The 26,891-nt window shown below is 72.9% G+C and carries 19 protein-coding genes; 4 read left to right on the forward strand and 15 right to left on the reverse strand.

Annotation, left to right across the window (positions count from 1 at the left end; translation table 11 throughout):
- Nucleotides 1-201: 201 nt before the first annotated feature.
- Nucleotides 202-1,437 carry a cytochrome P450 gene (locus ABZ930_RS18065; RefSeq protein WP_361548761.1) on the forward strand — a complete coding sequence of 412 codons (1,236 nt, stop codon included), beginning with the start codon at nt 202-204 and terminating at the stop codon, nt 1,435-1,437.
- 12 nt (nt 1,438-1,449) lie between these two features.
- On the opposite strand, the gene ABZ930_RS18070 is transcribed toward ABZ930_RS18065, so the two are convergent.
- From ABZ930_RS18070 to ABZ930_RS18095, 6 genes are all read right to left on the reverse strand, one after another.
- Nucleotides 1,450-2,421, reverse strand: a complete 972-nt coding sequence (locus tag ABZ930_RS18070) for a nucleoside triphosphate pyrophosphohydrolase (RefSeq protein WP_361548763.1) — start codon at nt 2,419-2,421, stop codon at nt 1,450-1,452.
- A 37-nt stretch (nt 2,422-2,458) separates the two neighbouring features.
- Nucleotides 2,459-3,133 (reverse strand): SurA N-terminal domain-containing protein, encoded by a 675-nt coding sequence (locus ABZ930_RS18075; protein ID WP_361548765.1) that lies wholly within the window; start codon nt 3,131-3,133, stop codon nt 2,459-2,461.
- Nucleotides 3,134-3,279: 146 nt separating this feature from the next.
- Nucleotides 3,280-4,116 (reverse strand): glycoside hydrolase domain-containing protein, encoded by an 837-nt coding sequence (locus ABZ930_RS18080; protein WP_361548767.1) that lies wholly within the window; start codon nt 4,114-4,116, stop codon nt 3,280-3,282.
- Between the two features lie 105 nt (nt 4,117-4,221).
- On the reverse strand, nt 4,222-5,781 hold the full coding sequence (locus ABZ930_RS18085) for a serine/threonine-protein kinase (RefSeq protein ID WP_361548807.1): 1,560 nt from the start codon (nt 5,779-5,781) through the stop codon (nt 4,222-4,224).
- Between the two features lie 5 nt (nt 5,782-5,786).
- Complete coding sequence (locus tag ABZ930_RS18090; protein WP_361548769.1) at nt 5,787-6,473, reverse strand: hypothetical protein; 687 nt, start codon at nt 6,471-6,473, stop codon at nt 5,787-5,789.
- Nucleotides 6,474-6,594: 121 nt separating this feature from the next.
- A complete protein-coding gene (locus ABZ930_RS18095; protein WP_361548770.1) occupies nt 6,595-8,694 on the reverse strand; it encodes an N-6 DNA methylase in 2,100 nt (699 codons plus the stop codon).
- Between the two features lie 203 nt (nt 8,695-8,897).
- On the opposite strand from ABZ930_RS18095, the gene ABZ930_RS18100 reads away from it, so the two are divergent.
- Nucleotides 8,898-9,743: a DUF4190 domain-containing protein gene (locus tag ABZ930_RS18100; RefSeq protein WP_361548772.1), complete on the forward strand. Its 846-nt coding sequence runs from the start codon at nt 8,898-8,900 to the stop codon at nt 9,741-9,743.
- 47 nt (nt 9,744-9,790) lie between these two features.
- Here ABZ930_RS18100 and ABZ930_RS18105 read toward each other — a convergent pair whose 3' ends face one another.
- The 5 genes from ABZ930_RS18105 to ABZ930_RS18125 all read right to left on the reverse strand — a co-directional run bounded on the left by ABZ930_RS18105 (nt 9,791) and on the right by ABZ930_RS18125 (nt 17,838).
- Nucleotides 9,791-10,552: an N-acetyltransferase gene (locus ABZ930_RS18105; protein WP_361548774.1), complete on the reverse strand. Its 762-nt coding sequence runs from the start codon at nt 10,550-10,552 to the stop codon at nt 9,791-9,793.
- 23 nt (nt 10,553-10,575) lie between these two features.
- Nucleotides 10,576-11,313: an HNH endonuclease family protein gene (locus ABZ930_RS18110; RefSeq protein ID WP_361548776.1), complete on the reverse strand. Its 738-nt coding sequence runs from the start codon at nt 11,311-11,313 to the stop codon at nt 10,576-10,578.
- 144 nt (nt 11,314-11,457) lie between these two features.
- On the reverse strand, nt 11,458-14,991 hold the full coding sequence (mfd, locus tag ABZ930_RS18115; protein ID WP_361548778.1) for a transcription-repair coupling factor: 3,534 nt from the start codon (nt 14,989-14,991) through the stop codon (nt 11,458-11,460).
- 125 nt (nt 14,992-15,116) lie between these two features.
- Nucleotides 15,117-16,001: a polysaccharide lyase gene (locus ABZ930_RS18120; RefSeq protein ID WP_361548780.1), complete on the reverse strand. Its 885-nt coding sequence runs from the start codon at nt 15,999-16,001 to the stop codon at nt 15,117-15,119.
- Nucleotides 16,002-16,071: 70 nt separating this feature from the next.
- Nucleotides 16,072-17,838: a right-handed parallel beta-helix repeat-containing protein gene (locus ABZ930_RS18125; protein WP_361548782.1), complete on the reverse strand. Its 1,767-nt coding sequence runs from the start codon at nt 17,836-17,838 to the stop codon at nt 16,072-16,074.
- On the opposite strand from ABZ930_RS18125, the gene ABZ930_RS18130 reads away from it, so the two are divergent.
- A complete protein-coding gene (locus tag ABZ930_RS18130) occupies nt 17,822-17,980 on the forward strand; it encodes a hypothetical protein (protein ID WP_361548784.1) in 159 nt (52 codons plus the stop codon). The genes ABZ930_RS18125 and ABZ930_RS18130 overlap by 17 nt on opposite strands.
- A gap of 910 nt (nt 17,981-18,890) precedes the next feature.
- Here the strand turns inward: ABZ930_RS18130 and ABZ930_RS18135 are convergent.
- The 4 genes from ABZ930_RS18135 to ABZ930_RS18150 form a co-directional block, all read right to left on the reverse strand.
- The gene (locus ABZ930_RS18135; RefSeq protein WP_361548786.1) at nt 18,891-20,162 is read right to left on the reverse strand and encodes a glycosyltransferase; all 1,272 of its coding nucleotides are present in this window, start codon (nt 20,160-20,162) and stop codon (nt 18,891-18,893) included.
- Nucleotides 20,163-20,203: 41 nt separating this feature from the next.
- Nucleotides 20,204-21,076 (reverse strand): 2-dehydropantoate 2-reductase N-terminal domain-containing protein, encoded by an 873-nt coding sequence (locus ABZ930_RS18140; RefSeq protein ID WP_361548788.1) that lies wholly within the window; start codon nt 21,074-21,076, stop codon nt 20,204-20,206.
- A 567-nt stretch (nt 21,077-21,643) separates the two neighbouring features.
- Complete coding sequence (locus ABZ930_RS18145) at nt 21,644-24,226, reverse strand: FtsX-like permease family protein (protein ID WP_361548790.1); 2,583 nt, start codon at nt 24,224-24,226, stop codon at nt 21,644-21,646.
- A complete protein-coding gene (locus tag ABZ930_RS18150) occupies nt 24,223-25,011 on the reverse strand; it encodes an ABC transporter ATP-binding protein (protein ID WP_361548792.1) in 789 nt (262 codons plus the stop codon). Before ABZ930_RS18150 ends, ABZ930_RS18145 begins: the two co-directional genes overlap by 4 nt.
- 293 nt (nt 25,012-25,304) lie before the next feature.
- Between ABZ930_RS18150 and ABZ930_RS18155 the strand changes: the two genes are divergently transcribed.
- Nucleotides 25,305-26,786 carry an MFS transporter gene (locus tag ABZ930_RS18155; protein WP_361548794.1) on the forward strand — a complete coding sequence of 494 codons (1,482 nt, stop codon included), beginning with the start codon at nt 25,305-25,307 and terminating at the stop codon, nt 26,784-26,786.
- Nucleotides 26,787-26,891 lie beyond the last annotated feature (105 nt).

Genomic DNA, 26,891 nt, shown 5'->3' on the forward strand with positions numbered 1-26,891 from the left:
AGATCACGTCACCATCACAGATTTGACACAACGTCAGTTTTCAACCACCTGTGAGGGGTCGCGAACTGTGCGGCGAATGGGTCCAGTTCGCGGCATTTCAAGATCACGACAAACCACCCCACGGCGCTGCCCCACCGGCCCCGAGTGGCACCGGTCACACGCGTCGCCCGTGCGCCATCCGCCCCCGGGTACGGTCGGGATGTGAACACCGCGCCCGCCCCCGAACTCTTCACCTGGGAGTTCGCCACCGATCCGTATCCCGCCTACGCCTGGCTGCGCGAGCACTCCCCCGTGCACCGCACCACGCTGCCCAGCGGCGTCGAGGCCTGGCTCGTGACCCGCTACGCGGACGCGCGGCAGGCGCTCGCGGACCAGCGGCTGTCCAAGAACCCGGTGCACCACGCGGACGACGCGCAGGGCAAGAGCAAGACCGGCATCCCCGGCGAGCGCAGCGCGGGCCTGATGACCCATCTGCTGAACATCGACCCGCCGGACCACACCCGGCTGCGGCGGCTGGTCTCCAAGGCGTTCACCCCGCGCCGCGTCGCCGAATTCGCGCCGCGCGTGCAGGAACTGACGGACGGCCTCATCGACGGCTTCGCGGCGCGCGGCAGCGCCGACCTCATCCACGAGTTCGCCTTCCCGCTCCCCATCTACGCGATCTGCGACCTGCTCGGCGTCCCGCGCGAGGACCAGGACGACCTGCGGGACTGGGCGGGCATGATGATCCGCCACGGCAAGGGGCCGCGCGGCGGGGTCGCCCGCGCCGTGAAGAAGATCCGCCGGTATCTCGCCGACCTCATCCACCGCAAGCGGCTCGGCGACGGCGACGACCTGATCTCCGGCCTCATCCGCGCCTCCGACCACGGCGAGCACCTCACCGAGGACGAAGTGGTGGCCATGTGTTTCGTGCTGCTCTTCGCGGGGTTCGAGACGACCATCAACCTGATCGGCAACGGCACCCACGCCCTGCTGCGCCACCCCGAGCAGCGGGCCGTGCTCCAGTCCGCCCTCGCCCGCGGCGAGCACGGTCTGCTGGAGACGGGCGTGGAGGAGCTGCTGCGGTTCGACGGGCCCGTGGAGATGGCGACCTGGCGGTACGCGACCGAGGCCCTGGAGATCGGTGGGGTCGCGGTCGGCGAGGGCGACCCGGTGCTCGTGGTGCTCGCCGCCGCCGACCGGGACCCCGCCCGGTTCGACCGCCCCGACACCCTCGACCTGGCCCGCGGCGACAACAAGCACCTGGGGTACGGGCACGGCATCCACTACTGCATCGGCGCCCCGCTCGCCCGCCTGGAGGGGCACACGGCGCTGGCGACGCTGCTGACCCGGCTGCCGGATCTGCGCCTCGCCGAGGACCCCGCCGAGCTGCGCTGGCGCGGCGGGCTCATCATGCGGGGGCTGCGGACGCTGCCCGTGGAGTTCACCCCGCGCTGACCGGTCGCCGGGTCACAGCCCCTCGGCGGCGCGCACCGCGTCCCGGTAGGCGCGGGCCGCCGCCCTGAGCGCCGCTTCCGGGTCGACGCCGGACGCCTCGGCGCGCAGCGCCAGGGCCAGCAGTTCGGCGCCGACGTCCTCGCCGTCCGGGACCGGGACGTCCAGGCCCGCCGTGCGCACGCGCGAGCCGAGCTTCGCCGCGAGGGCCAGGCCCGGCTGGCCGACCGGCACGCCGTCCGTCACCGAGTCGCGCCGCTTCGACTCGGCCTTCTTGCGCAGCCAGATCTCCCGGACCTCCTCCGGTGTGGCCGCGCTCTCGTCGCCGAAGACATGGGGATGGCGGTGGACGAGCTTGTCGACGATGCCGCCCGCGACGTCGTCGACGGAGAACGGCTCCTCGGTGTCCTCCTCGGCGATCCGGGCGTGGAAGACGACCTGGAGCAGGACGTCGCCCAGCTCCTCCCGCAGCTCCTCCCGGTCACCGGCCTCGATCGCCTCGACCAGCTCGTACGCCTCCTCGATGACGTACTTCGCCAGGTCCTCGTGGGTGCGCAGCGCCGACCAGGGGCACTCCCGGCGGATGCGGTCCATGACCTGGACGAGGTCGAGGAGGCGGGCACCCGGCAGGTCGTAGGAGCCGGGGAGGAGTTCGAGGGACGGCATCGCGACGCGGCCGGAGCCGGCCAGCGTCGCCAGGCCGTCGGTGAGGCGGCGGTCGCCCTCGGCCGTGGTCAGCACGACGACGGTGCGGCCGCCGTCGGCGCAGCGCTCGACGAGGTCGCGGGCGGCGGGCGTCCCGAGGGTGACCTCGACGCCCGCCTCCTTCAGGTAGGGCAGCTGCGGGTGCTCGGGGTCGGCGCAGAGCACGGAGTCGGCGGCGTGCAGGATCTGCCAGGCCTGCCAGGACAGCAGCCCGGGGGCGACCCGGTGGCTGGTGGTGAGCAGGACGACGCGGCCGGCGTCGGAAGTGATGTCGTCGTTCACGCCTCGAACGTAACGCAGGCCGCCGACAGCGTCTGCGCTAGGCCGTCTGCTGCTGGTCCGCCGGAGCCTCCTGGGTGACCTGCGTCAGCCAGGGGGTCTTGGCGTCGACCCGGCCGACGGTGCCGGCCTTGGTGACGCCCCAGCTGCCGTAGCGGGGGTTGAGGTCGATGTTCAGTTCCTTGGAGGCCTGGGAGAGCGCCTTCCAGAAGGCGGCCTGGCCCGTGGGCGTCTGGGTGTCGACGCCGAGCGACGTCGCCAGCTTCTGCGCCTCGATCTCGGTGCGCAGCGACTCGGTGAGCCGCTTGGGCGCGACGTTGTACTGCTGGAGCCAGGCGGCCTCCAACTGCTTCGCGCCGCCCGCCTGTTGCTCCAGGCCCGCGCGCATCTCCTGCATCTCCTTGCGGGAGACGGAGACGCCGGCGTCGGTGGCGGCGCGGTGCAGCACCCGGTCCAGGACCATGGTGTGCAGGGTGTTGCGGGTGAGGCCGCCGGACTTGGCGACGGCCTGCTCGTACTGCGCGCTGTCGGCGGTGGCGTCCTGCTGCGCCCTGCGCACCTCGCTCACCCGGCTCTCCAGCTGGGAGACGGTGATGCGCTGGCCGCCGACGACGGCCGCGGCTCCGGGATGCGCCTCGCTCCCGCAGGCGGTGAGGGCGGGGAGCGCGGCGATGGCGGCGGTGGACAGGACGAGCGCGGTGCGGCGGCGGTGCAAGGTGGCCTCCCTGCGGCGAGTTTGTGCGTCGGTGCACAAAGTCCGGCGGTGATCGATGTTAGGAGGTGACCGCGGGCTCGGCCACCTATTCGACAACGATTCGTCGGGAGATGAGGTATCGCCCCCGCCCCGCCCACCCCGATGGCTCAGCCGACGATGGCGACCGGCGCGTCCCAGGCGTTGCGGTCCACCGTGATGGTGTAACTTCCGCGCTTCTCCTTGCTGTTGACCATGTACTGGTGAGCGCGGCTGTGGTTCGTGTACAGAGACTTCGCCCACGGCCAGTCGGACGTGGTGGTGTTCACCTTGTCCCACTTGGCGTACCAGAGGTTGCCCGGCAGGTCGGTGCGGTCGGTGGCGGTGGCGACCGCGGCGGCGCTGGAGCTGGAGAAGCCGTAGTAGCCGGCCCGGTAGATCTTGCCGCGCAGCACCTTGTCGAAGGCGCGGACGTAGTTCAGGACGGCCTTGTTGCAGGAGCTGTTCGCGGTGTCGTACGGCTCCATGTCCAGGTAGATCGCGCTGCCCGCCTTCATGCCGAGCGCGGCCGTCTTCGCCACGGCGTCCTTGCCGTCGGCGGTGCCGAGCGTGGCCGCGTTGGACGTGGTCATCTTCTCGTTGCGGGTGCCGGTCTGGCACGGCGGCTGGGCGCCCACGTAAAGCGGGATCAGCTTCCAGCCCTGCGCGCTGACCGTCTTGACCCAGGACGCGGTGAGCTTGGGCTGGGCGCAGCCGCGGTTCTTGCCGCCCACGTAGACGGCGGCCGCGCCGTAGAACCCGGTGTTCCAGGCCTTCATCGCGGCGGCGGACGGCGCGGTGCAGGTGTCGAAGGCGCGGCCGGTGAAGGTCTTCTGCGCGGGCCAGGTGGTGGCCGCGGACGCGGTGGTCGCGGCGAAGGCGCCGCCCGCCACGACGACGGCTCCCGCCGCGCTCCAGGCGATGTAGCGGTTGCGCTTGGAGAGTCTGTGGCTCCCGGCCTTGGACATGATGGTCCCCACCCCTGTCGAACGTGATTCCCCCGGCGCTCGGTGCGCCGAGGAGATCATGACAGGCGGTGTGCCAAGGGCACGCAAAAGGAGGGCCGGGAAGCGTCAGCCCCTGACCTGTCCCAGCCATTGCAGGGTGCGGCGGACCTCGGAGGGGAACGGGTGGGCCGGGCCGTGCATCCGCTCCGCGTCGTGCAGCAGCCGGACCAGGGTCTCCTGGGCGGCGCCCCGGTCGCCGACGGCGAGCAGCAACTGGCCGATGCGGCGCCGCACTTCGAGGGCGAGGCGCAGGTCGGTGGTCGCGTACTGGTTCTCGTAGTACGGCAGCAGGGAGCGGTACTCGGCGAGCGCCGCGGCCGGTTCGCCGAGGGCTTCGAGGCACTGGGCGACCTCGTAGCGGAACTGGAGGGACTGCGGGTCGGCGTGGCCCGCCTCGGCGGCGCGCTCGTCGGCGAGGCGGCGCAGCTCGGGCAGGGCGCGGCGGTACTGGCCGTCGTCCATGAGGGTCGCCGCGTACTGCTTGCGCAGGGTGCGCACGACGGGCGAGTGCTCGCCGTGCTGGGCGGCCGCGGCGGGCAGGATCGCGCCGAGGATGTCGACGGCCTGGGTGATGCGGCCCTCGCCGAGGAGGCGCTTGACCTCGTCGACGGCGCGGGCCACGTCGGGCCGGTCGCCCTGGACGTCGGAGCCCGCGGGCTGCGGCGCGGGCGTCACGGCCCGGTCGGGCCAGGGGGCGTGCGGGCGCAGGAACGGGCGGGTGGGGTCGAGCGGACGGCCGGTGGGCACGCCCCGCGCGGGCAGCAGCGGCAGCAACTCCTCGTACGTCTGCTGGGCGGACGCCGGCCGGTGCTGCGGGTCCTTCGCGAGCAGCCGCAGGACCAGCTGCTCCAGCGCCTCGGGGACCTCCGGGCGCAGCTGGCGGACCGGGACCGGGGCCTCGTACAGATGGCGGTGCAGGATGCCGAGGGCGGTGGTTCCGGCGAACGGGACGTCGCCGCTGAGGAGTTCGTGGAGCAGCACCCCGAGCGCGTACAGGTCGGTGTACGGGCCGACCGCGCCGCCCATCGCCTGCTCGGGCGCCATGTAGGCGGGGGTGCCGATGGGCGAGCCGGTGTGGGTGAGGCGGGTGGTGTCGGTGTCGAGGACGGAGGCGACGCCGAGGTCGAGGACGGTGACGGTGCCGTCCTTCTTCACCATCACGTTGCGCGGCTTGAGGTCGCGGTGGACGATCGGCACCGCGTGCACGGCCGACAGCACGGCGCACAGCTGCGCGGCGACCGAGACCGCCCACGGCCACGGGTAGGGGTCGTGCTCGGCGAGGTGGTCGGCGAGGTCGGAGCCGTCGACGTACTGCATGACGAGGTACAGGAACGACGTGCCGCCCTCGGTGTCCTCGGTGCCCGCGTCGTGCACGGTGACCAGGCCGGGGTGGTCGACCTGGGCGGTGATGCGGCACTCGCGCAGGAAGCGGCGGCGCAGCTCCTCGGCCTCGGCGCCCGCGACCCGGTCGGGGCGCACCAGCTTCACCGCGACACGGCGGTCCAGGCGCTGGTCGTACGCCGTCCAGACCTGGCCCATGCCGCCCTGGCCGATGAGCGAGGACAGTTCGTAGCGGCCCGCGATGCGGTGGCCGCCGGTGGTGGGGAGACCGGACAGAGGTGGCAAAGGTGTCACCGACCGCCGTCCTGCTTGCGCAGGTAGTCGCTCAGCTCGTCCAGCTCGGCGCGGACCTGGTCGATGCGCTGCGGGGGCTGGCCCTGGCCGTTCGGCTGGGGCGCGGGGGCGGGGTTGGGCATCGGGGTGGGCGTGGCGCCGCCCGTCTGCGTGGTCATCCCGTGCATCGGCGGCGCGGCGGGCGGCTGCGAGTACTGCTGGGGCTGCGGCTGATGCGGCTGGTGCGGCTGGTGCTGCGGCTGGTGCGGCTGGTGCTGCGGCTGGGGCTGGGGCTGGGGCTGCGGGTAGCCGTACACGGGCGGCGGCTGCATGCCGTACGGAGCCGGACCCATGGGCAGCGGGTGGGTGCGGACGAAGCGGATGTCGCAGACCAGGTAGTACGAGACCGACACGATGAGGTTCACGAACATGAGCCCCATCGCGGCGTTGCCCCACCAGGTGGTGAACTCGTCGGCGCCCGGGTCGCTGATCACGCCCACCCAGCAGATGAACTGCACCGCGGCGACACCGGCGAAGACGCTCCAGTCGGTCTTCCTGCGCGTGGTCACGGCGAGCCGGAGCGCCGGCACGAACGCGAGGAAGCCGCACGACAGCACGGCGATGGCCACGAAGAGCACGCGCAGGCCCGCCTGCCCTCCGGACGAGGGGGGTCTGGGCGGAGGCGCGTAGCCGTGGCCGTGCATGGGTGCTCCTGCTGGTTGTGGCTGGTGTTCGAACGGCTTGCTCCATCGAGCGTATAGGCCGACTGCGACAACCGGCCCAGGGTTGTACCGAACCGTTGTGGACCTGCTCACCCGGCGGCCCTCACTCCGGCGCGAGCGTGCCGTCCGTCAGACCGTCGTGGAGGCCCTGGACGAGCTGTCCGCCGAGCCGGGAGGCGAGCCGCAGCGCGTCCTCGAAGGCGGCCAGCGCCCTGAACCGCTCGCCGTATCCCGCCTGTTCGGGCAGGGGAAGGCGGGGCAGCTGCAGCCGGCGCACGTCGAGCCGGGTCGCGGTGGAGGCGTAGCTGCTGGCCTGCCGGTTGTTGGCGGTGGAGCGCAGGAACCCGGCGAGGAACCAGGGGTCGAGCGCGGCCGGGTCGGGGCGCAGCAGGGCGAGGCCGCGGCCGAGGGCGGCGCCCGCGGTGGCCTCGTCGACGACGCGCGCGGTGGCGCCGCCGCCGACGACGGGCACGACGACGTCCCCGGCGCGCAGCAGGAACGGCTCGTCGTCCCCGGTGAAGGTGCCGGAGGGGGCGGCGCCGGTGAGCACGTCGTGGTCGGTGAGGACCGGGACCGCCGTGCGCGCGGGGCCGCCGGAGCGGGAGTCGGCGCCCGACGCGGCCGGGGTGCGCATGAACAGGGCGCCCGCGCGCGCGAGTTCGCCGATCGTGGTCAGCGGCCAGCGGGCCGGTTCGGCGGCGGGGACGGCGGACGCCGGGGTGAGCTTCGTGGTCAGGCGCAGGGTGCCGGCGAGGTCCTCGCGCACGGCGGTCAGCTCGGCGGCGCCGCCCCCGCCCGCGGCCGGCGGGGGCAGCCTGCGGGCGGGCGCGAGGTCGACCTCGTCGTCGAGGAGTTCGATGACCGGCACCGAACGGGCCACTCCGGGGCGCTCCTTCAGCGTTCCGGCGCGGTCGAAGGTGTGCCAGGCGTCGAGCACGGCGTCCTGCACGGCGGTCCACGCCTGCTTCTCCCGTACGTCGCCGGGGGCGGCCAGCGAGGTGGTGTCGACGAGGAGCAGTTCGGGCGCGGGCCCCGACGATCCGGCGGGCCGGCGCAGGACCCACAGGTGCAGCGGGATGTTGTTCGGCGGGACCGCGCCCGCGGGCAGCGCGATCACGGCGCGCAGGGCGCCGCGGCGCAGCAGGTCGGCGCGGATGCGGCGGCCCGAGCGGCGGGAGGCGACGGTGGGCGGCATCAGCAGGACGGCGGTGCCGCCGTCCCTGAGGCGGGCCAGCGCGTGCTGCACCCAGGCCAGTTCGGACTCCGTGCGGGCCGGGAAGCCGTACTCCCAGCGCGGGTCGTAGGCCAGTTCGTCGTGGCCCCAGCCGCGCTCGTTGAACGGCGGGTGGGCGAGCACCACGTCGGCGCTCACGTCGCCGAGCGCGTCGGCGAGCAGGGTGTCGGCGGCGGCGGTGCGCACGGTGGGGCCCCCGCCCTCCCCGGCGGGCCCGTCGAGGGCGAGGCGCAGGGCGGTCAGCGCGGCCAGTTCGGGCGCCGAGTCCTGGCCGTAGAGGCGCTGTTCGGTGCGGACGCCGTGGGTGCGCACGGCGTGCAGCAGGGCGCCGGTGCCGCAGGCCGGGTCGAGGGCGGTGGCGGCGGGGCCGGCGAGGGCGGCCATCAGGGCGGCGGGTCCCGGCGGGGTCAGCGTGTACTGGCGCGGGTTCGCGTCCAGGTGGCGGCCGAGCAGGAAGCCGAAGGCGCGGCGGGCGCCGATGTCGGCGGCGAGTTCGGCGGCGCCGCGCAGCAGCGGCACGGACGGGACGAGGGCGGCGGAGGCCGGGGTGGTGAGGGCGCGCCCGGCGGGCGGCCCGAAGCGGGGGGTGAGGACGCCTTCGAGGGCGGCGGGCAGCCGCTCGGCGAGGGCGTGGTCGTCCGCCGTGGCGCTCAGGGCGAGCCATTCGGTGGGCCGGTCGTGGACGAGCAGCAGGGCGCTTCCGGCGTGCAGCAGGCCGGTGACCGGGCCCGCCGGGTGTCCGGCGAGCTGCTGCCAGACGCGCTCGCGCAGCGGCACCTCGGCCAGCTTGCCCTGCTCGCGCAGCCACTCCTCGACCTCGGTGAGCGCGAAGGAGGGGCTGGTGTCGGTGCCGCCCACGGGCTTGGGGAAGTCGGCGTGCCGTCGCCGCCAGTTGGAGACCGCGGCCCGGCCGACCCCGGCGAGCCGGGCGATTCCGGCGGCCGTCACCTCTGTCGCGTTGTCCTGCACCGCTTCGGCTCCCCTCGTGGCATGGCGTGTACACCCGACCCTACCGAGCTTCACCTAAGAGCCGCATTCACAACTGTTCACAACGCGATTCTTGTGTACGCGGTTGACTCGGTTCACAGATGATGGTGTTCTTGACCCAGCCAACCGCCGGATACACGGAAAGCCGGGGGGAGGTTGGCGTCTCTCATCACGGAGGAACAGTCATGTCTCAGACCCAGCCCCAGCAGCACCCGCAGTACCCGCCGTTCCAGCAGCCGCCGCACCAGCCCCAGCAGGCCGCGCGGAACGGGCTGGGGACGGCGGCGCTGATCCTGGGCATCATCGGCGCCCTGTCCGGGGTGATCCCCTTCCTGTTCTGGCTGGCCGGCATCCTCGGCGTGATCGCCCTGATCCTGGGGCTGACGGGCAGCGGCCGGGCGAAGCGGGGCGAGGCCACGAACAAGGGCGTGGCGCTGACCGGCGCGATCCTCGGCCTGGTCGCCATGGGCCTCGCGGTCTTCGGCGCGTACACGACGTTCAAGGCCGTCGGCGACGCGGTCGACGAGATCAACAAGTCGGTGTCGGACACGAAGGCCAAGGACACCAAGGCCGACGACAAGGCCGGCGCGGGCGACGCCAAGGGCGACGCGAAGGACAAGGACGAGAAGCCGGCCGCGGGCAAGACGCTCGACGCGGGCGACTCCGTGATCTACGACGACGATCTGACGGTGGCGGTGTCGAACGCGGTGACGTTCAACCCGAACGAGTACGCCGTGGGCCACACCAAGGGCAACAAGGCGTACAAGGTCACCGTCACGGTCACCAACGACAGCAAGGCGAAGTTCGACGCGACGCTGCTGACCGCGGACGCCCGCGCCGGCAAGGAGGGCGTGACCGCCGAGGCGATCTTCGACGACAAGGTCGGCGCGGGCTTCAACGGCACGATCCTGCCCGGCAAGAAGGCCACGGTCGTCTACGCCTTCGACGCCCCGGCGGACGCCAGGAACCTGACGGTCGAGGTCACGCCGAGCTTCGAGTACGACGGCACGCAGTGGGACCTGAAGCTGTAACCCTCAGGACGGCCCGAGGGGGGTCGGGCCCGCGGTGCGGCACGCGCTCAGAGCGCGTGCCGCACCCACACGTTCGGCTCGACGTAGACGGCGTTGTCGCGCTCCGGCGCGCAGTGCACCGGGACCAGCGCACCGGGCACCTCGACGGGCCCCGCGGTGTCGAAGGGCAGCCCGGTCCACCGCCGCCACTCGTCCAGCGAACCCGACACGGTCATCGAGGCGGGCGCCACCTTGTCGATGACACCGCCCGCGCGGACGTGCACCCGCAGCCAGGGGTCCTCCGGCAGCCCGTCCGGCTCCCGCGTCCGGTACGCGTACTCGCTCATCAGGGCCGCGGGCTCCCGGTGCTTGGCGCTGGGCCGCACCGGCGCGACGACCTCGGCGAAGCCGCGCGAGCGCGCGTTCTCCCGCATCGCCGCGAGCATCCGTCCGGACAGGCCGCGGCCCAGCATGCGCGGCACGATGGTGATCTCGACGGCGCTGACGGTGTCTGCCTCGACTCCGCGCCGCAGGTCCGAGAACGCCCACTGGACCATCCGGTCCCAGCCGCGGTCCGGCAGCACTCCCCCGCGCCCCTCGACGTGCTGCGCGAACGGCACGCTGACACCCTTGGCGACCACGTCACCGGCCTCGTCCGTGGCGACGACGACGTACTCGGGGAAGTCGACGGCGATCCGGCCCATGAAGGACCAGCCGACCGCATCGTGCTGCACGAACACCGGCCAGGTGTCCTCCATCGTCCACATCGCCTCGCGCAGTCCGGGCCGCTCGGCGAGCGTCGTGAGGGTCAGGTCCGGCTCGGCGCTCATGTCGTACGTCTTTCGGGAACGGCTCAGCGGGCGTGGAAGCGCGCGGGTGCCTCGGTGGGATTGCCGCCCGACGGTAGCTTCTGGTCCGGGCACCCGGTCAACACCTTTTTCATGGCGTCGCGCTCGGCGCCGGTCACCCACAGCCCGTACTTCTTCTTCACGGCGACCTGCCCGGCGACATAGCTGCACCGGTAGCCCTTGTTGGGCGGCAGCCAGGTCGCGGTGTCGCCGTCGCCCTTGCTGCGGTTGGGGCTCGCGTCGACGGCGAGCAGGTTCAGCGGGTCGTTGGCGAGCGCGATGCGCTTGCTCGGGTCCCACTGGAAGGCGCCCTTCTGCCAGGCGTCGGAGAGCGCGACCAGGTGGTCGATGTCGACCTTGCTGGCGCCGCGGGTGAAGGTGATGTCCTTGCCGCCGTAGGGGTCGGGGGAGAGCGTGCCGCCCGCGACCCTGCACGTGCCGTCGCTGAACCGGACGTCCTTCAGGTCCCGCTTGAGGATGTCGTCACGGGTGTCGCACTTGTTGGAGTCGGTGTCGGCCCAGGCGGTGCCGAATCGTTCCCGCGAGTAACCGGTCTTGGGCGCCCGCCCCTTGACGGTGAGCTCGTCGACGGCGGCCAGCGCACTGCCCGCCTTGCCCTGCGCCCCGGCTCCCGGCTTCCCGCTCTCGGTCCCGTCCCCGCCCGCGTCCAGCTCGGCCTTGCAGCCGGTGACCGCCACGGCGGCCAGCACGACGGCCACCACACCCCGCCCCGCGCCTCGCATCACGACACCCCTCCCACATGTTCACTTCTGTTACCCGTCGTACCGGTTACGCCGGTTCACGGTATCGAATGCCCCGCGTCGCCCGGGGGATGCGGGGGTGCCCCGGGCGCGCGGATGTCCGGCCGACGGATGGGACGCGCGGCGTCACGACCCCAGGATCGTCGTCAGGAACTCGCCCACCCAGGCGAGCAGTTGGCGGCCGACCAACGGCTTGCCGCCGACCTTGGCCGTCTTCGGGCGGGGGACGAGGATCTGGTGGGTGGCCGGCTTGATGACCGTGCCGGGGTAGAGGCGCTTCAGGCGCAGCTCCTGCGACTCCCGCAGCTCCACCGGCGCGAAGCGGATGTTGTTGCCCTGGAGGACGATCTCCCCCACCCCGCACGCACGGGACAGCATGCGCAGGCCCGCGACGAGCAGCAGGTTCTCGACCGGCTCGGGCAGCTTGCCGTAGCGGTCGGTGAGTTCCTCGCGGACGTGGGTGACGTCCTCCTCGGAGTTCGCGGAGGCGATGGAGCGGTAGGCCTGGAGGCGCAGCCGCTCGCCCGGCGCGTAGTCGTGCGGGACGTGCGCGTCGACCGGCAGCTCGATCTTGACCTCCAGCGGCGGCTCCTCCTCCACACCGCCGTCCAGCGAGGCCCGGTAGTCCGCGACGGCCTCGCCGACCATGCGCACGTACAGGTCGAAGCCGACGCCCGCGATGTGGCCCGACTGCTCGCCGCCGAGCAGGTTTCCGGCGCCGCGGATCTCCAGGTCCTTCATCGCGACGTACATGCCGGCGCCCATCTCCGTGTGCTGCGCGATGGTCGCGAGGCGCTCGTGGGCGGTCTCCGTCAGCGGCTTCTCCGGCGGGTACAGGAAGTACGCGTAACCGCGGTCGCGGCCACGGCCCACCCGGCCGCGCAGCTGATGCAGCTGGGACAGGCCGAAGTTGTCGCCGCGCTCGACGATGAGCGTGTTCGCGTTCGAGATGTCGATGCCGGACTCGACGATCGTCGTGGAGACGAGGACGTCGAACTTCTTCTCCCAGAAGTCCACGACCACCTGCTCCAGGGCCTGTTCGGACATCTGGCCGTGGGCGGTCGCGATGCGCGCCTCGGGCACGATCTCGCGCAGCCGGGCGGCCGCGCGGTCGATGGACTCGACGCGGTTGTGGATGTAGAAGACCTGGCCCTCGCGCAGCAGCTCGCGGCGGACGGCCGCGCCGATCTGCTTCTCCTCGTACGGGCCGACGAAGGTGAGGACCGGGTGGCGCTCCTCGGGCGGCGTCGTGATCGTCGACATCTCGCGGATGCCGGTGACGGCCATTTCGAGCGTACGGGGGATGGGGGTCGCGGACATCGTCAGCACGTCCACGTTGGCCCGGAGCTTCTTCAGCTGCTCCTTGTGCTCGACGCCGAACCGCTGCTCCTCGTCGACGATGACCAGGCCCAGGTCCTTGAACTTGGTCTCGGAGGAGAACAGGCGGTGCGTGCCGATGACGATGTCGACCGAACCGTCGCGCAGCCCTTCGAGCGTCGCCTTGGACTCCGTCTCCGTCTGGAAACGGCTCAACGCCTTCACGCTGACCGGGAATTGGGAGTAGCGCTCGGAGAACGTGCCGAAGTGCTGCTGGACGAGGAGGGTCGTGGGCACGAGGACCGCGACCTGCTTGCCGTCCTGGACCGCCTTGAAGGCCGCGCGGACGGCGATCTCCGTCTTGCCGTAGCCGACGTCGCCGCAGATCAGCCGGTCCATCGGGACCGTCTTCTCCATGTCGTCCTTGACCTCGGCGATCGTGGTCAGCTGGTCGGGCGTCTCCGCGTACGGGAACGCGTCCTCCAGCTCCCGCTGCCAGGGCGTGTCCGCGCCGAAGGCGTGGCCCGGCGCCGCCATGCGCGCGCTGTACAGCTTGATCAGGTCGGCGGCGATCTCCTTGACCGCCTTCTTCGCGCGCGCCTTCGTCTTCGTCCAGTCGGCGCCGCCGAGCCGGTGCAGCGTCGGGGCCTCGCCGCCGACGTACTTGGTGATCTGCTCCAGCTGGTCGGTCGGGATGTACAGCCGGTCGCCGGGCTGGCCGCGCTTGGCGGGCGCGTACTCGACGACGAGGTACTCGCGGGTCGCGCCCTGGACCGTGCGCTGCACCATCTCGATGTAGCGGCCGACACCGTGCTGCTCGTGCACGATGTAGTCGCCGGACTCGAGGGTGAGCGGGTCGATGGTCTTGCGACGCCGCGCGGGCATCCGCTGGCCGTCCTTGCCGGCCGTCTTCTGGCCGGTGAGGTCCGTCTCGGTGAGGACGGCGACCTTCAACTCCGGGTGCACGAAGCCGAATTCGAGGCTGCCGCAGGCCACCTGGACGACCGAGGGCACCAGTTCGCCCAGATCCTTCTCCAGGCGGGCGGCGATGCCCTCGCCGCCCAGCACCTCGACGGTGCGGGAGGCCGGGCCGTGCCCCTCGGTGGCGTAGACCGCGCGCCAGCCGTCGGCGAGCCAGCCCTTGGTGTCGGCCAGGGCGCGGGCCGTGTCGCCCCGGTACGTCTCGGGGGCGTGCATGCCGAGCTGGAGCGTGTCCGCGTCGAGCCCGGAGGCGTCGGCGGCGAACGGCGACACCGACCACCACATCATGCCCAGCTCGCGGGCCCGCTCCCGGACGTCGGCGATGGAGCGCAGCGAGGCCGCGCCCACGTCGATGGGGGCCTCGCCGCCGGTCGCGGACGCCGCCCAGGACGCCTGGAGGAACTCCTGCGACGTCGCCACCAGGTCGGCCGAGCGGGTGCGCACCCGCTCGGGGTCGCAGACGACCGCCATGGCCCCGGCCGGGAGCACGTCGAGCAGCAGCTCCATGTCGTCGACGAGGACGGGGGCCAGCGACTCCATGCCCTCGACCGCGATGCCCTCGGCGATCTTGCCGAGCAGTTCGCCCAGCTCGGGGTGTTGCTCCGCCAGCTCGGCCGCTCTGGCGCGCACGTCGTCGGTGAGCAGCAGCTCGCGGCAGGGCGGCGCCCACAGGCCGTGCTCGGCGACCTCCAGGGAGCGCTGGTCGGCGACCTTGAAGTAGCGGATCTCCTCGACGTCGTCGCCCCAGAACTCGACGCGCAGCGGGTGTTCCTCGGTCGGCGGGAAGACGTCGAGGATGCCGCCGCGCACGGCGAACTCGCCGCGCTTCTCGACGAGCTCGACGCGGGCGTAGGCGGCCGCGGCGAGCGCTTCCACCGTCTCGTTCAGATCCGCGGACTCGCCGGTGCGCAGCGCCACCGGCTCCAGGTCGCCGAGGCCCTTGACCTGCGGCTGGAGCACCGAGCGGATCGGGGCGACGACCACCGAGACCGGGCCGGTCTCCGGGTCGTCGGCGCGCGGGTGGCGCAGGCGGCGCAGCACGGCGAGGCGGCGGCCGACCGTGTCGGAGCGCGGGGAGAGGCGCTCGTGCGGCAGCGTCTCCCAGGACGGGTACTCCACGATGCCGTCGGCGGGCAGCAGCGAGCGCAGCGCCGCCGCGAGGTCCTCGGCCTCCCGGCCGGTCGCGGTGACGGCGAGCACGGGCCGCTTCGCCTCGCGTGCGAGCGCGGCCACCGTGAAGGGGCGGGACGCGGGCGGGCCCACCAGGTCGATGTGCATGCGGTTGCCGTCGCCTGCGGCCTTCACCGCTTCGGTGAGGGCCGCGTCCTTGACGACGGCGTCGAGCAGTCCGTGCAGGCTCATGGGGGCCTAGGCCTTTCCCGTCCGGGGTGGGCAACGCAAAGGGCCCGACACGTCTCACGGGCCGGGGTTCTCCAGAGTACGTCGCCGGACCGACCGTCGCCGGACGGGACCGGGCGGCCCCGGGCCTAGCGGAGACCGGGCGGCGGGCCGATGGGGCGGGAGGCGACGGTGAACGCGGTGAAGTCCGCGTACTGGGTGCGCGGGGTCGCCCAGCTGGGGTCGCCGCCGCCGAAGAACGTCGAGAAGAAGACCCCCGCGATGCGCAGCTCGTCGGTGGTGCGGAACTCCAGGCCGTCGCGGTGCAGCACCCGGCGTCCGTCGAGGTCCACGGTGACCGAGCCGTCGCGGCGGCCGGAGCGGTTGAGGACCACGGACTGTTCGACGCAGGTCCAGCGGCCGACCGGCCAGGACCAGGAGCCGCGGCCGAGCGAGGTGCCGTGCACCTTCGAGGTGGGCAGGTACGCGTAGACCTCGCCGCGGCCGCCGGAGCGCCACATGTAGCGGGTGGACAGGCCGTCGTCGCCGTCCGGGATGTGCCCGCCGCTGGTGGCCGTCCCTCCGTAGAGGCCGGGCAGCTTGCCGCCCTTGACGAAGTCGAAGCCGGCCGGGAAGCGCAGGCAGTACCGCAGGTGCAGCCGGTCGACGGGGCCGGAGCGCAGCGGCAGGTAGACCTGGACGCCGCCCTGGGGCCGGTCGTAGGTGCGGGCCACCGTGGGGCTGGCCGAGCGGGCCGGGTAGTGCACCCGCAGGACCGGGCCCGGCACCGGCCCGCCGCCGGTCAGCAGCTCGGCCCGGTCGAGGCCGAACGAACCGGCGTGCCGGGCGCTGACCTGCGCCCCGAAGAACCGGGCCACGGCCCGCGCGCCACCGGTGGGCGGCGGGCCCGTCGGGGAGGTGGGCGCGGGCGGGGCGGTGGGGGACGGGTCGTCGTCCCCCGAGTCGGACGAGCATCCGACGAGCACCGCTCCGGCCGCGGCGGCCCCCGCCACGATGAACTGCCGCCTGCGCATGGCTGCCCCCTTCCCTGCCCCCGTCCACTGTGCCGCTCGTGCGCCGTTCCCTCCGGTTCTCGGTGTGCCGTCACGCCGTGTTTCGGACATGGCTCGCGACCCGTGGCGGCGCGGTGCTGCGGTGCCGGACCTGGTGGACGGTCTGGAGCAGTACCGCGAGGCCGAGTGCGACCAGCGCGGCGAGGCCGAGCCACGGGAAGGGCGGCAGGCTGATCTCGGTGGCGCCGTGCCGGCGCACCGAGCCGTCCCCGGAGAGCGCGACGGCCGCCCGCACCCGGGAGTCGGTCAGGTCGAGGCGGGCGCCCGCCTCGGCGTCGACGCCCTTGCGCCGGGCCAGCACGTCCAGGCCGACGGCGGTGACCCGCGCCTGCGGGGCGAGGTGCACCCCGCGCCGGGCCCCGCTGACCGTGAGCTGGTCGAGGCGGGCCGAGCCGCGCAGGTCGACGGCCGTACGGGCGCCGGTGACCGATCCGCCGCTGACCCGCAGCCCCGGTGACGCCGAGGACAGTCCCTTCACGGCGGTGCCGCCGATCCGCACCCCGGTCAGGGACACGTCCCGGGTCGTCCCGGACGCGGTGATCCCGAACCGGCGGGCCCGTACGTCCAGGCCGCGCAGCGCGACCGGTCCGGCCCGGCCGCGCACGGCGACTCCGGTGACGCAGTCGTCGAGCGCGGTGCCGTCGACGACGACCCGGGCCCCGGCGACCTCGACGGCGCGGGCGAAACCGGTCGCCCTGCCGCCGCGGACGGTCGCGCCGTCGATGCCCGCGGCCAGCGAGATCCCCGTACCGCTGCCGTCGCCGGCCAGGTCGGGCTCGCTCACGGTCACCCGGGAGCCCGCCCCGAGCACGACGAGCGCGGCCGGTGTCGCGCCCACCACGGCCCCGCGGACGGTGCAGGAGGCGCAGGACATCAGGCGGATGCCGCCGCCTCCGTCGCCGTACGCGGCCGGGCGGGTCAGGGTGAGGCGGCGCTGGGCCGTCGCCTTGATGCCCGTACCGCGGTTGGCGCGGGTGGTGACGCCGGTCAGGACGCGGCCGTCGGTGCCGCCGACGACGACGCCGTGCCGCCCGCCGGCCACGGCGGACAGGGTGCGCACGGTGGTGCCGCGGTCGCCGTTCAGGACGACGCCGTCCTCGGCCGACCCGGTCACGGTGACCCGGTCGAGCCCGACCCCGCGGGAGCCGGTGAGGCGCAGCCCGGTGCGGTTGCCGCGGAACGTCGAGGCGACGGCGCGGCCGGTGCTGCCCCGGCCCCAGGTGACCCCGGACTGCGCGGCCGGGCCCGCACGGCCGAACCCCGTGACGGTCGAGCGCACGATGTCCATCCGGCCGCCCGCGCCCATCGCCAGATAGGGCCGCGCCGGGCCCGGACCCGTCGAGCGGAGGGTGGCGCCGGTCAGGTCGAGCAGGGCGCGGGAGCCCTTGATCCAGGTGCCGGAGGCGGCGGTCCGTCCCGTCGAGAGCAGGACGGTGCCGTCGGCGGGCCGGATCTGCAGGGCGCTGCCCGGCGCGAGCAGGATCGCGGCGCGCACCCGCATCGTGGGGTGCCGTCCCGGGTGGTACGTGATCCAGCCCGCCCCGGCGTTGGCGGCGAGCCAGCCCGGGGTGACGGCGCCGGGTCCCGGATACAGCCGCCGCACCACGGCTCCGCGCTGCACCAGCGCGATGGTGCCCGGCCGCAGGACGACCAGCCGCTCGGGCCTGCCGTTGCGCGTCCAGGCCGCGACGTCGGGATCCCGCCCCGCCCGGGCCCGCTCGGTCCCGGGCCGCTCCGGCACCGGCACCTCGGGCGCCCGCGTCGGCGCCACCGGCACCGGGGTGGGCGCCGTCGGCACCGAGGTCGGCACCCCGGGCGACCTTGTCGGGCCTCGCGTCGGCTGGGCCGGCGCGGAGGTGGTCGGTGCCGGGGCCGGCTGGGCCGGGGCGGAGGAGGTCGGCGCCTGCGTCGGTTCGGGCGGCGCCGAGGTCGGCGCCTGACTCGGCTCACCCGGACCCGAGGTCGGCGTCTGCGTCGGCTCACCCGGTTCCGATGTCGGGCCCTGACTGGGCTCGCCGGGGCCCGAGGTCGGCGCCTGACTTGGTTCGCCGGGGCCCGAGGTCGGCGCCTGCGTCGGCTCACCCGGCGCTGAAGTCGGCCCCTGGCTCGGCTCCCCCGGGCCCGAGGTCGGACCCCCGGGATCTCCCGTCGGCTCGCCCGGGCCCGAGGTCGGACCCACTGGATTCTCCGTCGGCTCCCCCGGACCCGAAGTGGGCGCCCCGGGATCCCCGCTCGGTTCCCCCGGCCCCGGCCCCGAACCCCCCGGATCTCCCGGACCCGAGGTCGGACGCCCCGGACCCCCCGGATCCCCCGTCGGCTCTCCCGGACCCGAACCCGGATTCCCGGGGTCTCCCGTCGGCTCCCCCGGGCCCGAAGTCGGCGCCCCCGGATCCCCGCCCGGATCCCCCGGACCCGAACCCGGACCCCCCGGATCCCCGGTCCACGCACCCGGGCCCGAAGTCCGCGCCCCGGCAACCCCGGTCGCCGCCCCCGGACCCGAACCCGCACCCGGCCCCCCGGACCCCGCGGCCGGCTCCCCGGAAGCCCCGGCCGACCCCGGGGAGCCCGCATTCAGCTCCCCCGCGTCGCCCGGAACCCCCGGCTCCCCCGGCCGCGAAGCCGTCGGCGACCCGGCGGACGCCGTCACCCCCGGCACCACCACGGGTGCGACCAGCAGCACGGCGGCCGACACCCCGAGCGCCGCCTTCCGTACGGCCGCGCCCCCGGCGCCGCCCGCACCCCGAGCCCTCCTCGCACCGTTCCGCACAGCCGCACCCCCCGTCCGCCTCGCGCCCGCACCCGCACCCGCACCCCGCAACCACGCACCCCGGCCCCCCACCCCGCGGCGCCTCACGCCGCCGCCCCCGCTCCGGACGACGGCGCCGAGGACGACGCGGGCGTCCCGGCGGCCGGGGCCGTGCGGACCACGACGCCGTTCTCGACCGAGACCTGGCGGGTGAGCCAGCGCTGGCGGCGCACGGTGAGCAGGGCGCAGATCTTGATCAGGGCCATCAGGAAGGACATCACCACGAACCCCGGCACCAGGAAGAACGACGTGGGCCGGCGCACGAGGTGCGGCAGCATCTTCATCGAGCGGCTGACCCACCACCAGCCGCCCAGGCAGGCGACGAAGAACCAGTCCTGGCGGACGATCGCGTACGTCATGAAGAACGGAGACAGCAGCAGCGTGAAGCTGCTGACGCTCTTGTCGATCATGCTGTAGGCGAGAAACGGGTGCCGCCAGACCCAGCGCCGCGACAGGGCTCTCAGATCGGAGCGCCAGGTGTTGCGGGCCCAGCGCAGCCGCTGCTTGCAGAAGACGCGCAGGGTGCCGGGGAACGTCGACCAGACCCGCGCGGAGCGCTGCATGTAGGTGCGGTGCCCGCGCTCCAGGACGAGCGTGGTCAGCCGCTTGTCGTCGCCGGACATGCACGGCACCCCGAGAAAGGTCTCGCGCATGAAGTCGTCGGAGATCTCCAGGAGCAGGGCGCGCCGGTAGACGGCGGTGCGCCCCGACAGGCAGGAGACGGCGCGGCCGAGGACGGTCTGCGCGGCGTTCTCGTCGAAGTACCGGTAGTCGAGGAACATGTCGTTGACCCGCTGGAGGAACCCGCGGGGGTTGTAGACGTTCTGCCGGGTGCCGACCCCGCCGACCCGCGGGTCGGCGAACGGCCTGCGCACCTCGGCCGCGACGTCGTCGGCCCAGACCGTGTCGGAGTCGACCAGCGCGACGAGCTCCGACCGGCAGGCCTCCCAGCCCCGCCGGAGCGCGTCGCGCTTGCCCGGTACATCGGTGACGAGGACGGTCACGGGGTAGCCCTCCGCCACCCGCCGGCAGACGTCGTCGGTGACGTCGATGACCAGGACCACCTCGTCGACCTCGTTGGCCAGCCAGGACTCGATGGCCAGGCGGAAGATCTCCGGATCCTCCTGGTAGACGGGGACGACGACGCCGAGCGTGGCCCGGACGTCGCCGCGGGCCGGCCGGTACAGCGCCGCCGGCACCCGCCGCACCAGCCAGGAGGCCCAGCGGACCAGGCCGATGATGCCGAGCGGCAGGTAGACGAGGTAGTAGCGGAGATCGCCGAGCGCGCTGTCGACGAACTCGAGGAATCTGCTCATGATCCGTGTCCGTCCTCCTGGTGATGGCGCGGAAGCGGCGGTCAGGGCCGCCCGAGACTGGAGGCGGACAGCACCTCGTTGACCTGGACGACCGCCGTGAGCAGGGGCATGTCGACCCCGAGGCCGTCGGCGAGCGCGAGGAACCCGCGGGTGTCCTTGGGCAGGCAGACACCGCCGTACGGGCTGCCGCCGCGGATGCCGTAGTACGGGTTGTACGAGGCTTCGGCGGAGCGGGCCACGGTCTGCGCGATCGGGTCCAGATCGAGGCCGAGGGTGCGGCTGACCAGCCACATCTCGTTCCAGAAGCTGATCTTCGTCGCGTTGTAGATGTTGTGGGCGCACTTCACGAACTCGGCCTCGGCCGGGTCGGTGAAGAAGCGGATCTCCCCGCCGAACGGGGCGAGGAGCGCGGCGAGCCGCTCGCGGGTGCGGGTGCTGCGGGCCGCGATGACCGTCATCCAGGGATGGCGGAAGTCCTCGACGGCGGAGGCGGCGCGCAGGAACTCCGGGTTGCTGGCGAGCGTGAAGTCCTCGCCGGGCGTGCGGCCCGAGTACTTCTCCAGGAGCGGCTTGACCATGCCCTCGGCGGTGCCGGGCGGCACGGTGGAGCGGACCACGACGACGTGCGGGGCGGTGGCGTCGGACAGGGCCCGGCCGACCGAGGCGGTGCCGTCCTGGAAGGCGCTCAGGTCGTAGCCGTGGCCGGTGCTCGGGGTGGGCAGGGTCAGGAAGATGAAGGCGTCGGGCGCCCCCTTCAGGTCGAGCGAGTCGTGGGCGTCGAGTCCCTGGGACCGCAGGTGGTCCAGGCGGTGGGCCGACACGTCGACGAAGGTCACCTCGTGATCGGCACGAAGCAGACCCTTGCCGGTGGCGGTACCGACGACGCCGGAACCGACGATGAAGATCCTTGACATGGCGAGTTCGTCTCCCGGTCGAATGCGCGGCCCTGTGGACCGCGCGGGCGGAAACGTCACAGGAATGCGCCCATGGCCGGCCTGCAAAGGCCCGCAAAGGGGCCTGGAAGGACCGGAGAAGACCGGGAAGATCGAGAGAGGACCGGCATACGGGCGCGGAAAAGTGAATTTCTGGAGCGGACGCCGGAGCGCCGGCTCAGGGCCGGTTCGCTCTGGATCCGTCCGCCACCCGTGCTCTCGATCCCCCGGATTCCCGCAGCTCATGGCCGATGGCATCGGCGGCGCGGGCGACCGCGGGCGAAGACGAGAGCACTCCCCCTCAACCCCCCTGCATTGCATGAATGTTGAACGCCCTCGGGCGTTCACCCCTCCGGGTCAGACATTAGGACCTGAACCCCCCGGAGGGCCAGAAGAATTGAGATATGGCTACTAATTGCGCATGTCTCAAAAAGGTGAGTTTTCCTGTCAGCAGGGATTTTCCCCCGCAGTCCGTACCTTCCGGGACATGAAAGCGGCTCCCGGCGCACGGTGGGTGCGCCGGGAGCCGTCCCCCGGGAAAGGAACGCGTCAGTCTGTCGCGATCGCGTTCAGGACGTTCATCCGGCCCGCCCGGAAGGCCGGGACCAGCGCCGCGAACAGTCCCACGAAGGCCGAGCCGACGAAGACCGAGAGGATCGTCGGCCAGGGGATCTCCAGGACGCCCAGGCCCTCCAGGGCGAGGAGCTTCTGGGCGGTCGCGCCCCAGCCCATGCCGAGGCCGAGACCGAGCAGCGCGCCGAAGAGGGCGATGACCACGGACTCCAGCCGGATCATGCGGCGCAGCTGGCGGCGGGAGAGGCCGATGGCCCGCATCAGACCGATCTCCCTGGTGCGCTCCACCACCGACAGGGCCAGGGTGTTCACGACGCCGAGCACCGCGACGATGATCGCGAGGGCGAGCAGCCCGTAGATCATGTTGAGGAGCTGGCCGATCTGGTCCTTGAGGGTCTCCTTGTAGTCGGTCTGGTCCTTGACCTTGACGGTCGGGTCGGCGGCGACGGACTTCTTGAGCGCCGCGTAGGCCTGGTCGGCCTTGCCCTCGGCGGCCTTGGCGAACATCATCCCGTTCAGCGGGACGCGGTCCTTCGGCAGATACCGGGTCGCGGTCGCGATGTCGGTGTACATCGCGCCCTTGTCGAAGACCGTGTCGTCGGAGGTGATCGCCGCGATCCTCAGCTTCGCGGTGCGGCCGTGGTCGAAGGCGACGGTCATCAGGTCGCCGACCTTCAGGCCGTTCTTCTCGGCGAACTCGGAGCCGACCGACATCGCGTTCTTCCCGTACGCGGCCGTCAGTTCGCCGGAGGTGGTCTCGCGGCGCAGGTCCTGGGCGTAGGAGGGGCTGGCCGCGACCAGTTCTTCCTCCTCCTTCACCCCGCCGGGCGTGGTCAGCGTCGTCTTCACGTACTTGACCTCGGTGACGTGGCTGACGTCCCCGGACGCCGTGACCTTCTTCAGGTCGGCGGCGGCCTGCGGCGTGATGGCGCCGTTGGCGGGCTCGACGATGAAGTCGGCGCCGACCGACTTGTCGAGCTGGTCGGTGGCCGAGGCGACCATCGAGGAGCCGACGACGGAGAGGCAGGCGACGAGCGCGAGGCCGATCATCAGGGCCGCGCCGGTGGCGCCGGTGCGGCGCGGGTTGCGCAGCGCGTTGCGCTCGGCCATCCGTCCCACGGGGCCGAAGAAGCGGAGCAGCACGGCGCTGATGACGCGGACCACGACACCCGCGAGGAGCGGGCCGACGACGACGAAGCCGATGAGCGAGGCGACGATGCCGGCGCCGAGCCACAGCGAGCCCTGGCTCGCCTTGTCGGCCTGGGTGGCGAGGTAGAGCGCGTATCCGCCGCCACCGGTGAGGAGGATGCCGAGGACGGCGCGGACGACACCGGCCTTGGTGTCGGCGGGGGTGCCGGCGTCGCGCAGGGCGGCCATCGGGGAGACCTTGCCGGCCCGTCGTGCGGGCAGGTAGGCGGCGAGGACGGTGACGACGATGCCGAGCAGCAGGCCGATCGCCGGGGTCGTCCACTTCACGGTGAGGTCGTCGGTGGAGAGGTCCATGCCGGCGGCGGACATCAGCTTCATCAGGCCGACCGCGAGTCCGACACCGGCGGCCACGCCGACGACGGAGCCGACGACGCCGAGCAGCAGCGCCTCGACGAGCACGGACCGGTTGACCTGCTTGCGGCTGGAGCCGATGGCGCGCATCAGGCCGATCTCGCGGGTGCGCTGGGCGACCAGCATCGAGAACGTGTTGATGATCAGGAAGATGCCGACGAGGAACGCGATCCCGGCGAAGCCGAGCAGCGCGTACTTGATGACGTCCATGAAGGAGGAGACGTCGGAGGCGTTGGCGTCCGCGGCCTCCTGCTGCGTCTGGATCTTGTACGGGGTGGTGAGCGCGGCCTTCACGTTCGCCTTGACCTGCGCGTCGGTGTAGCCGGTGGCGGCGACGACGTTGATCTGCGTGAACCGCCCGGTCTTCCCGATGAGTTCGCGCTGGGCGGTGGCGGTGTCGAAGTAGACGACGGCCGCGCCCGGGTTGGTGACCTTGAAGGCGGCGACGCCGACGATCCGGGCCTTGAGGTCGCCGGTGGCGGCGATGGTGCGCAGCTCGTCGCCCAGCTTCAGGTGGTGCTTCTTCGCGGTGTCGGCGTCGACCATGACCTCGGTCGGGCCGCGCGGGGCGTGCCCGGAGGCGATCTCCATGGAGCGGAGGTCGTTCCTGGTCCAGTCGCCCGCGATGGTCGGCGCGCCGTTCTCCGAGCCCATGTTCTTGTTCTTCGAGTCGACGACGGTCACGTTCATCGAACTGACCGCGCCCTCGGCCGACTTGACGCCCTTCGCCTTCGCCACGGCGGCGACGGTGGAGGCGGGCAGCGACTCGGGACGGCCGGTCGCGCTGCCCTCGGTCCCGGAGTCCTTCGGGCTGACGGTGACGTCCGAGGACGTGGCCGTGAACAGCTTGTCGAAGGTCTTGTCCATCGTGTCCGTGAACACGAGCGTCCCGCAGACGAACGCGACGGACAGCAGCACGGCGATCGCCGAGAGGGCCATCCGGCCCTTGTGCGCGACGAAGTTGCGCAGCGACGTCTTCATGACGGTGTTGGCACTCATGACGTACGGCCCCGGGAGTCGAAGTCCTTCATGCGGTCCAGGACGGCGTCGGCGGTCGGCCGGTGCATCTCGTCGACGATGCGGCCGTCGGCCAGGTACAGGACGCGGTCGGCGTAGGCGGCGGCCACGGGGTCGTGGGTGACCATCACGATGGTCTGGCCGAGCTCGTCGACGGAGCGGCGCAGGAAGCCGAGGACCTCGGCGCCGGCCCGCGAGTCGAGGTTTCCGGTCGGCTCGTCGCCGAAGATGATCTCGGGCCGTGCGGCCAGCGCCCGTGCCACGGCGACGCGTTGCTGCTGTCCGCCGGAGAGCTGGGTGGGCCGGTGCTTGAGCCGCCCGGCGAGGCCGACGGTCTCCACGACCTGGTTCAGCCAGGCACGGTCGGGCTTGCGGCCCGCGATGTCCATCGGGAGCGTGATGTTCTCCAGCGCGTTCAGCGTCGGCAGCAGGTTGAACGCCTGGAAGATGAAGCCGATCCGGTCCCGGCGCAGCTGCGTGAGCTTCTTGTCCTTGAGGCCGGTGATCTCGGTCTCGTCGAGGTGGATCTGGCCGGAGGTCACGGTGTCGAGCCCGGCGAGGCAGTGCATGAGCGTGGACTTGCCGGAGCCCGACGGGCCCATGATCGCGGTGAACTGCCCCCGCGCGATGTCCACGTCCACATGGTCGAGCGCCACGACGCGGGTCTCCCCCGACCCGTACGCCTTCACGACCTGCCGCGCCCGCGCGGCAACGGCCGTACGCTCTCCAGTGCCCCCGGTCCTGGGAATGGTCACAGCCGATGTCACGGTAAGTCTCCTATGTCGGTTACGCGGATCCACACCTGTCCGCGCTGCGCTCTCAAGTCTGGTGACGCGGGGCCCCGGGCGCGCTGGTGGAAGTCACCGTCTTTCCCGGGGGAAAACCCCACCCCTCGAAGGTAGGAAGAACCCCCGCCCCGCTCGTCCTCCGGCGGGACGAACCGTCCCCGGTCCGATCTACGGAGGTACCCCTAGGGGGAGTCCACCCCTCGGTGGAGCCCTACTCAGGGTCGCCTCCACCCGCATAAGCTCCGGACCGTAGATACGTGCAGGGGGAACACATGCCGGAGAAGAAGACAGCGGTGGTCGCCGCGCTGATGCTGTCGATGGCGCTGGCGGCGCTCGACTCCACCATCGTCTCCACGGCGGTCCCGCAGATCGTCGGGGACCTCGGCGGCTTCTCGGTCTTCTCGTGGCTGTTCTCCGGCTATCTGCTCGCGGTGACCGTCACGCTGCCCGTGTACGGCAGGCTGTCGGACACCCTCGGCCGCAAGCCCGTCCTGATCGCGGGCAGCGTGCTGTTCCTGGCCGGGTCGCTGCTCTGCGCGAGCGCCTGGAACATGGGCGCGCTCATCGCCTTCCGGGTGGTGCAGGGCCTCGGCGGCGGCGCGATCCAGGGCACGGTGCAGACACTGGCCGCCGACCTCTATCCGCTCGAACAACGCCCCAAGATCCAGGCCAAGTTGTCGACGGTGTGGGCGACGTCGTCCGTCCTCGGCCCGGCGCTCGGCGGGCTGCTCGCGTCGACGGCGGGCTGGCGCTGGATCTTCCTGATCAACCTGCCGATCGGCGCGGTCGCGCTGTTCCTCGTCGTACGGCATCTGCACGAGCCGGCCCGTGAGGCCGCGCCGCGCCCGCGGATCGACTGGGCGGGCGCGCTCGCGGTGTTCGCGGCGGGCGGGGTGCTGCTGACCTGGCTGGTGCAGGGCGGGGTGGCCTGGGCCTGGGGCTCGGGGACCTCGATCGCTTTGCTCTGTACGGGCGTTGCGCTGATCGGCGCGGTCGTGCTGATCGAGCGGCGGGCCGCGGAGCCCATCCTGCCCGGGTGGGTGTGGCGGCGGCGCACCATCGCCGCGGTCAATCTGGCGCTGTGCGCGATGGGGTTCCTGATGGTCGCGCCGACCACGTTCCTGCCGACGTACGCGCAGTCGGTGCTCGGCCTTTCCGCCACGGCCGCCGGGTTCGTGCTCTCGGTGATGACGCTGAGCTGGCCGGTCTCGGCGGCGCTCAGCCAGCACGTGTACCGCAGGATCGGCTTCCGGGACACGGCGCTGATCGGGATGACGGCGGCGCTCGGACTGCTGATCGCGTTCCCGCTGCTGCCCTACCCCGGCGCCGTCTGGCAGCCCACGCTGCTGAGTCTGCTGCTCGGGGCGGCGCTCGGCCTGTTCCAGCTGCCGCTGATCATCGGTGTGCAGTCCACGGTCGGCTGGGCGGAGCGCGGCACCGCCACCGCGTCGATCCTCTTCTACCGGCAGATCGGGCAGACGGTCGGCGCGGCGGTCTTCGGCGCCGTCGCCAACGGGGTGATCTCGCACCGGCTCGGCGCCGGCACCGACCTCGACGCGGTGGCCCGGGACACCGGTGCGGACGGGGTGCGGCGGGCGATCGACGCGGCCGTCGACGCCGTGTACATCGGCGCGGCGTGCGCTGCCGCTGTGGCGCTGGCCGTCCTGGTGGCCCTGGCCCCGCGCCGCTTCCCGGTCCTCTCGGCGCAGCCCGCGGCCCAGCCGGAACGCGCAGTTCCCCGCGCCCCCAGGTAGTCGTTCGCCCGCGGGCCGGTGGCCGCTTCTCGCGCAGTTCCCCGCGCCCCCGAAGGGGTCGTCGACGAGGGGTTCACCCCGCAGCTCATCGCGGAGGCGCTGCCG

Source organism: Streptomyces sp. NPDC046716 (assembly GCF_040645755.1).
GTDB lineage: Bacteria > Actinomycetota > Actinomycetes > Streptomycetales > Streptomycetaceae > Streptomyces.